The sequence below is a fragment of the Sphingomonas sp. genome (genome assembly GCF_048594985.1).
GTDB lineage: Bacteria > Pseudomonadota > Alphaproteobacteria > Sphingomonadales > Sphingomonadaceae > Sphingomonas_I.
Map to the genome: position 1 here is coordinate 1 of NZ_JBMDXG010000247.1, position 3,418 is coordinate 3,418.

Genomic DNA, 3,418 nt, shown 5'->3' on the forward strand with positions numbered 1-3,418 from the left:
TGTCGGCGTTGACCGCGGAGATGGTGCCGATGCCGCCCGCCGCGGCCCACGCCCCGGCGCTGGTGTGATTCGAGACGGCGACGCCCTTGCCGCCCTCGATCAGCGGCCAGACCTCACGGCCGCCATACTGCATCGGGCGCAAACCCTTGAACAAAACCACCTCCGAACGGACTTCGAAAGCGCGCCGTATAGGCCAGGGCCGCCGGAATTGCGCGCTTTATTCGCGATCGACCGTGGCAAGAAGCCGATCGACCGCCGCGACGCTTTCCGGCTCGTCGAGAGTAGGGGCGTGGCCGACGCGCGGGACGGTCACCAGCTCCATCGTCGGCACGCGCCGGACCATCTCCGCGGCGGTCGCGGCCGACAGGATATCCGACCGCTCGCCCCGGATCAGGACGGCCGGAAGGCCGTGCAGCGTCTCGAACGCGGGCCACAGGTCGAAGGCGCCCTGCGGCTGCTTGAACGGTTCGGCGATGGCGAGATCGTAATCGAAGACGATCGTCCCGTCCGCCCGCTGGCGGCACAACCGCCGCGCGAGCGTCGACCAGTCGCCCGGCCCGTAATCGGGAAAGCCGCCGGCATGATTGTCCGCGATAGCGCGCGCCGCCTCGTCCCAGTCGGCGAAGCGCACGTCCCGCCCGACATAGGACCGGATGCGCGCCATGCCCTCTTCACCCAATTCCGGCCCGACGTCGTTCAGCGCCACGCCCGCCAGACAGCCGCGCGCCGTCAGCCCCAGCAGCATCGCCAGCAATCCGCCGAGCGAGGTGCCGATCACCACCGCCGGCTCCAGCATCTGCGCCGCGATCAGCGCGAGCAGATCCTGCAGGTAGACCGCGGGCACATAGCTGTGCGGATCGATCGCGCGGTCGCTCAGCCCGCGCCCGCGCAGATCGACCGCCAGCACGCGCCGCTTTCCCGCCAGCCGCGCGGCGACGCCCTCGAAATCGCGCGCGTTGCGAGTCAGTCCGGGGATGCACAGCACCGGGGCCCGGCGTGAATCGCCGGGATAGTCGCGGAAATGCAGGCGAAGTCCGTCCGCCGTACGCCACCAGCCGTCCTGCCAGGCCGCCATGCTTGCGCCTCCCCCCATGCCGTGCCCATATCGCGGTGATGGCCTCCGCTTCGCAACCGCCGATCGTGACCGTCGCCGATTTCCTCGCCGATCCGGTTTCGGCGGCCAATTTCCCGCAGGCGATCCTCCGCTTCCGCAACGACCGCGCCGCGCGTACCGTCGGTCTGGCCGGTCTGGATGACGACGCCTGGATCGCGCAATTCGGCCGTTTCCGCCCGCTCGCGGACAACCTGCCGGCCCCGCTGGCTCTGCGCTATCACGGGCATCAGTTCCGGGCGTACAATCCCGATCTGGGCGACGGACGCGGCTTCACCTTCGCGCAGCTGCGCGACGATCGCGGCCGCTGGCTCGACCTCGGCACGAAGGGATCGGGCACCACGCCCTACAGCCGTTTCGGCGACGGACGCCTCACGCTGAAGGGCGGCGTGCGCGAGGTGCTGGCGACCGAGATGCTGGAGGCGCTGGGTGTCCACACCTCGAAGAGCTTTTCGCTGATCGAGACGGGCGAGGCGCTCCAGCGCAACGACGAGCCTTCCCCCACGCGTTCGGCGGTGCTGGTGCGCCTCAGCCACGGCCACATTCGCATCGGCAGTTTCCAGCGGCTTGCGGCGCTGGGCCTGACCGACGAGCTTGACCGCCTCGTCCGCTACACGCTCGAAACCCTGTATGGCGAACCGGCGGGGGACGCGCCCGCGCTTCACCTGCTGGGCCATGTCATCGATCGCACCGCCCGGCTGGCCGCGTCCTACATGGCGGCGGGGTTCGTCCACGGGGTGCTCAACAGCGACAATATCAACGTGACGGGCGAAAGCTTCGATTACGGCCCGTGGCGCTTCACGCCGTTCTGGGACCCCGATTTCACCGCCGCCTACTTCGACCATCACGGCCTCTACGCCTTCGGGCGGCAGGCGCAGGCGATCCACTGGGACGTGGTCCAGCTCGCCATCGCTTTGTCGAAACTGACCGATATCGAGGGGCTGGCCACGTTGCTCGACGGCTTTCCCGCCGCCTACGAACAGGCCCATGCGCGGGCGATGCTCTCCCGTCTGGGCGTGGCGCCTCGCGGCGATGAGCAGGATTTGCCGCTGGTCGCCGCGATCGAGGCGGGCCTCTCCACCCGCACGGTCGGCATCGACCGCTTCTTCTTCGACTGGTCCGGGGGACGGCGGCGGGCTGGCCCCTACGACCGCACCTATGCCGAGCATTTCGCGCCGCTCGAACGGCTGCTGGCGGACTATGCGGAGACACGTCCGGCCGACCATCCCTATTGGTCCGACCTCGATCCCTGCACGATGCCTATCGAGGAGGTGGAAGCGATCTGGTCGGCGATCGATCGCGACGACGACTGGCAGCCGTTCCACGACAAGATAAATGCGATCCGGCGGATGGGAGAGGCGCATCGATGGCCGAGCTGATTTCCTGGGAACCCGCGACCGGCGCTGAGCTGTGGCGCGGATCGACCGGCGGGGTCGACGCGGCCGTCGCCGCCGCGCGCGCCGCCGCGCCCGGCTGGGCCTCCCGCCCGTTCGAGGAGCGCGCCGCGACGCTGCGGCGGTTCGCCGACACCGTCCGGGACCAAGCCGATGCCTTCGCCGATCTGATCGCACGCGAGACGGGCAAGCCGCTGTGGGAAGCCCGGACCGAGGTCGATGCGGTGATCGGCAAGGTCGCCATCTCGATCGACGCTTATGCCGCGCGCACGCCCATCCGGGAGATGGAAGGCGCGCAGGGCGCTCGCACCGCAATCCGGCACAAGCCGCACGGCGTGCTGGCGGTGCTCGGCCCTTACAATTTCCCCGCGCACCTGCCCAACGGCCACATCGTGCCCGCCTTGCTCGCGGGCAACGCCGTGATCCTGAAGCCGTCGGAAAAGACGCCCGCGAGCGGCGCTTTTCTGATCGATCTTTACCGCAAGGCGGGCGTGCCCGCCGGTGCCATCGGGATCATCCAGGGCGGGCGCGAGAAAGGCGCGGCGCTGGCCGGGCATGGAGGCATAGACGGCCTGTTGTTCACCGGTTCGTCCCGCGCAGGACTCTCGCTCAGCCGCCAGTTCGCCGAAACACCGGGCCGCATGCTCGCGCTGGAGATGGGCGGCAACAATCCGCTGGTGGTGTGGGATGCGGAGGACGTGGCCACCGCCGCCGCGATCGCCGTCCAATCCGCTTTTCTCTCCGCCGGCCAGCGCTGCACCTGCGCGCGCCGCCTGATCGTGCGCGACGGGAGCGAAGCCCCTCTGCTGACCGCGATCGAGGGACTGATCGACCGCACCATCGTCGGCGCGCCGCACGACCGGCCCGCCCCCTTCATGGGGCCGGTGATCGACAACGATGCGGCCACGCAGGT

3 protein-coding genes and 1 pseudogene are annotated in these 3,418 nt (G+C 69.6%); 2 read left to right on the forward strand and 2 right to left on the reverse strand.

Annotation, left to right across the window (positions count from 1 at the left end; genetic code table 11):
- Both ACOJSF_RS09875 and ACOJSF_RS09880 read right to left on the reverse strand, forming a co-directional pair.
- Positions 1 to 154 (reverse strand): annotated as a pseudogene (locus ACOJSF_RS09875) (nitronate monooxygenase); the annotation flags it as partial.
- Between the two features lie 63 nt (positions 155 to 217).
- Complete coding sequence (locus tag ACOJSF_RS09880; protein ID WP_420142039.1) at positions 218 to 1,075, reverse strand: alpha/beta fold hydrolase; 858 nt, start codon at positions 1,073 to 1,075, stop codon at positions 218 to 220.
- 38 nt (positions 1,076 to 1,113) lie between these two features.
- Here ACOJSF_RS09880 and ACOJSF_RS09885 point away from each other — a divergent pair, with 38 nt between their 5' ends.
- Together ACOJSF_RS09885 and ACOJSF_RS09890 are read left to right on the forward strand one after the other, a co-directional pair.
- Positions 1,114 to 2,490: a protein adenylyltransferase SelO family protein gene (locus ACOJSF_RS09885; RefSeq protein WP_420142040.1), complete on the forward strand. Its 1,377-nt coding sequence runs from the start codon at positions 1,114 to 1,116 to the stop codon at positions 2,488 to 2,490.
- On the forward strand, positions 2,478 to 3,418 hold a 941-nt coding region (locus tag ACOJSF_RS09890; protein WP_420142041.1), incomplete at its 3' end, for an aldehyde dehydrogenase family protein. The genes ACOJSF_RS09885 and ACOJSF_RS09890, both read left to right, overlap by 13 nt.

Excerpts from the sequence above, each read along its gene's own strand:
- ACOJSF_RS09880 (WP_420142039.1), bottom strand. The coding sequence starts at position 1,075 with ATGGCGGCCTGGCAGGACGGCTGGTGGCGTACGGCGGACGGACTTCGC.
- ACOJSF_RS09885 (WP_420142040.1), top strand. The coding sequence starts at position 1,114 with ATGGCCTCCGCTTCGCAACCGCCGATCGTGACCGTCGCCGATTTCCTC.